Raw genomic sequence first — 3,265 nt, forward strand, 5'->3', positions numbered from 1 at the left:
CGTAAAGAGTGTGCCCCCTAAGGGGGATTTCGGCTTCGCCAAATCAAACCTTGGACGTTGTCCAAACCTACTGGGGAACTCTTCCCCAGACCCCCTCAATCGAACTCCCCAACCCCTCAATCCTTGAGGGACTCCCTCGCCGGTTGGCAGGAACAAACGGTAGTTTGTTCAGTGCCGAGAGGGTTTGGGTGTAATGGGGTTGGTCAAGTCAAATACTCCCTTCGCTTCGCTAGGTCCGTTTTGATTGACCAACACTCTTTTTTTCTATAACAGGTTTTTAGCTAATACACCAAGTACTCCTGTTAACAATCCACTTACGATCAATCGTAAAATCCATGTAGTGTTTGCACTGATCTTATCTAATTGTTTATTAATAGTTAAAACATCCCTTTCAGCCACTAGTATTCTTGCTTCTAAATTTTTCATATCATGTTGTAAAGCTTTTAAATCTAAATTCATTTGATTAAAATCTTTTTCTAGCTCCTCCAATTTTGTCATACAACATACTGCTCCTTTAAATTTAATTTTAAATACATTATATGTATATGGTAATTAGAGAATAATGATATAAAAAAGAGGACTCAAATCTATTATTAAAATTTGAGTCCTCTCCAAAGATAAGAAGATTATACCAAAACGTAATATAGCTTATGCTTGTCTTTTTTAATATGCATCTAGTAAAAACACATTTTCTTTTATGGCTTCCTTGTTTTTGGGTGTGAGTGCAAGGGCTGGGGTGAAGCGTAGCGAGGGGCTAGCCCCTTATAGTGTCATAAAAATATAGAATAAGAGTGTATTCATAGACAGTTGATCCAGGCGGTTCGGCAGGTAAAATTGCTAGTCCAAGTCGTACTACCTAAATCCTCGTTTTTGGTATGTTCGGCTTGGCGATATGCCAAAACCTGCCGAAATCCACTAATCAATGGTAAAGCGAAGCGGAAAAGGTGGAGATTTTTGAGAGGTTTTTTTCTCAAAAATACTACCTGTCCATTGATTAGTGGATAGCCCTTTAATAGATATAGAAGGGACAACCTTATAAACCCTTGATAAATAAGGGTTTATAATTTTCTTATGTTCACCCCTAGGGTGAACATATATGTTCACCCTAGGGGTGAACATAAGAAAACAAGACGTTCATTATTTCGTTGTTTTTGTGAACGTCTTGTTTTATAATTTAAACAAGACGTTCACAAAAGTGAACATATATGTTCATGAAGAAAGGTTGATAATTTTGCCAAATAAAGATGATATTAATATCAGTAAAAATGATTTAATGCAAATTCTTGAATTAACTGGATTACCCTTGTCTTCTGTTGAAAAATTAATCGACTTAAAAGATGCTGAACAAAAAGAAATAGAACAACGTAAAAAGGAACTTGATAATCCTCCATTTGTACAAGTGTATAAAGGAATGGGGTTAAAAGCTCTACAATTATTAATTAAAGATAATCAGCTAGCTAGTGAAATTTTTGTCTTCTTTTTAGATAACATGAACAATAACAATCTAGTAATGGCTTCACAACAACTTTTAAGTGAAGAATTTGGAAAAGGCAGAACAACAATATATAAAGCTATTAAATATCTTGAAGAACATAATTTTATTAATGTTGCAAAAGTAGGTACAGCTAATGCATACATAATAAATCCAGAAGTAGCTTTTCAAAATGCACATAATAAGAAAAAATATGTTGGTTTTAACGGAACAATTTTATTAAGTAAAAAAGAAAACAATACGCTGTTTGACAAATATAATTACAACAATATTAAAGTATTAAAAGAGAAAGAATAACATCAAAAGGTACCCAAATTCTTGGGTACCTTTTGATGTCTTTTTATCTCTCTAAACCACTATCTCTATTTCTATTTTTCTCTTTTGTCTTTTTTTGTATATCTTTTGAAGCAAGATCATACCCTTTTCTTTCATGTTCTGTTAAATTTTTTTCACTAAATCTAGTATTACTAAATGGATTTAAAGTGATATTTACTTTCTTCTTACAATATCCTACGATTTGTTGGAATTTCTCCAATCCTTGAGGAACTCGTTCTTTATAAAACTCCTGCATTTGTGCAACTAATTTTTGAAGTCTCTCATATTTCGCTTTATATGGTTCTAATTCTTTTTTTTCTTTTTCTAAATGTTTTAAAGTTGTATGTAAATCTGTATTATTCACTTTCAATGCATGGTTTTGTCTCTGTAACGTTTCATTTTCCCTTTTAAAGGCCTCTGATGCTTTAGCAAGGGTTTTAATCCTTTGAAAATCTTCTAAGCCAATTTCAACCGTTTTAGAGCGTATAAGCCCGCCTTTTTCTTTGACAGACATGTTTTCTACTTTTTTCCCAACATTAACTGCCCTTTTTAAATCATTCAAACGATTTTTCATCTGTTCCATAGATTTCTCTATTTGTTGTTTCTCTACCCCTTTCTCTAAAAGAGTATCTTCTAACACTTGCACTTCTTCTTTTGCTGTTAAAGCCTTCAAACGCGTCGTTTCAATATGTTTTTTATCACTAGATACTCCACGTTTTAAATTAAAACCTTTCTCTACCATATGAGCATGAAAATCATCTTGGAGTGAAACTAACTCTTTTCGGTTAAAAATTTGTTTTGCCGACAATTTTTTTTCTTCCGTTACTGGAACCATTCCCACATGCATATGAGGTGTTTTTTCATCCAAATGCACCGCTGCATGTATAATATTTTGTTCTCCATATCGTTCTTTCAAAAAACTATATGCTTCTTCAAAAAATTCTTTTTGATATTCTGGATTGTCTTCACTTAAACGTTCAAAAAAATCCCTATCGCTTGTTACTATAAATTCACACATCACAACTGCATCTTTTCGAATCGCTCGATTGGTTTCTACATTCTGTTCAATCTTTTCTTTCACTGTTCTTAAATAATCAATGTACTGATCGTTATGTAAATCATAATTTAAATGACTTTGTTCTTTTTCAATATCAGGATTTGTATGACTCTCTTTTTCTCGTTGATTATGAATCTGGATTCCTTTCACATCTCGCATTTTAAATTTCTGCATTCTACAAATAGCAAAACTCACGAATCCTCACCTCAACTTGCCTCATTTTTTCTCTTAATTTTGTTCTCGACCACTCTGTAAAGTATATATACTTCTCTACTGTTTTTCGGTGGACTTCCATGTAAAGTATAGCACACTATACTTTACTATCGTAAAGAGTGTGCCCCCTAAGGGGGATTTCGGCTTCGCCAAATCAAACCTTGGACGTTGTCCAAACCTACTGGGGA

At 33.4% G+C, this 3,265-nt stretch carries 3 protein-coding genes; 1 reads left to right on the forward strand and 2 read right to left on the reverse strand.

What is annotated here, in order from left to right:
- Positions 1-264: 264 nt before the first annotated feature.
- A complete protein-coding gene (locus JDS95_RS30275; RefSeq protein WP_000163590.1) occupies positions 265-498 on the reverse strand; it encodes a hemolysin XhlA family protein in 234 nt (77 codons plus the stop codon).
- Positions 499-1,231: 733 nt separating this feature from the next.
- Between JDS95_RS30275 and JDS95_RS30280 the strand changes: the two genes are divergently transcribed.
- Complete coding sequence (locus tag JDS95_RS30280; protein WP_001133006.1) at positions 1,232-1,789, forward strand: replication/maintenance protein RepL; 558 nt, start codon at positions 1,232-1,234, stop codon at positions 1,787-1,789.
- 43 nt (positions 1,790-1,832) lie between these two features.
- On the opposite strand, the gene mobV is transcribed toward JDS95_RS30280, so the two are convergent.
- Positions 1,833-3,059 carry a MobV family relaxase gene (mobV, locus tag JDS95_RS30285; protein WP_000006405.1) on the reverse strand — a complete coding sequence of 409 codons (1,227 nt, stop codon included), beginning with the start codon at positions 3,057-3,059 and terminating at the stop codon, positions 1,833-1,835.
- Positions 3,060-3,265: the final 206 nt, after the last annotated feature.

This window comes from Bacillus cereus group sp. N24, assembly GCF_016483345.1.
GTDB lineage: Bacteria > Bacillota > Bacilli > Bacillales > Bacillaceae_G > Bacillus_A > Bacillus_A toyonensis.